The following is a 451-nucleotide window of genomic DNA, read 5'->3' on the forward strand; positions in this document are numbered from 1 at the left end:
GGAAAACGTCGGTTACACCGCGCGTCACCATACCTTCTTTGAAATGCTGGGTAACTTCAGCTTCGGCGATTACTTCAAGCAGGATGCCATCAAATACGCATGGGAACTGCTGACCGGGGAAAACTGGTTCGCGCTGCCGAAAGATAAACTGTGGGTTACCGTCTACGAAACCGATGACGAAGCCTTCGATATCTGGGCGAATGAGGTCGGCGTTCCACGTGAGCGTATTATCCGCATTGGCGATAATAAAGGCGCGGCGTTCGCTTCTGACAACTTCTGGCAGATGGGCGATACCGGTCCGTGCGGTCCGTGTACCGAAATCTTCTTCGACCACGGTGACCACATCTGGGGCGGTCCTCCGGGAAGCCCGGAAGAAGATGGCGATCGCTACATTGAGATCTGGAACATCGTCTTCATGCAGTTTAACCGTCAGGCCGACGGCACCATGGAG

The 451-nt window shown here is 54.5% G+C and carries 1 protein-coding gene; it reads left to right on the forward strand.

What is annotated here, in order from left to right; all coding sequences use genetic code 11:
• On the forward strand, positions 1-451 hold a 451-nt coding region (locus JOY50_RS28555), incomplete at both ends, for an alanine--tRNA ligase-related protein (RefSeq protein ID WP_243056176.1).

Origin of the sequence: Pseudomonas sp. BP01 (genome assembly GCF_022760795.1) — a bacterium.
GTDB lineage: Bacteria > Pseudomonadota > Gammaproteobacteria > Pseudomonadales > Pseudomonadaceae > Aquipseudomonas > Aquipseudomonas putida_Q.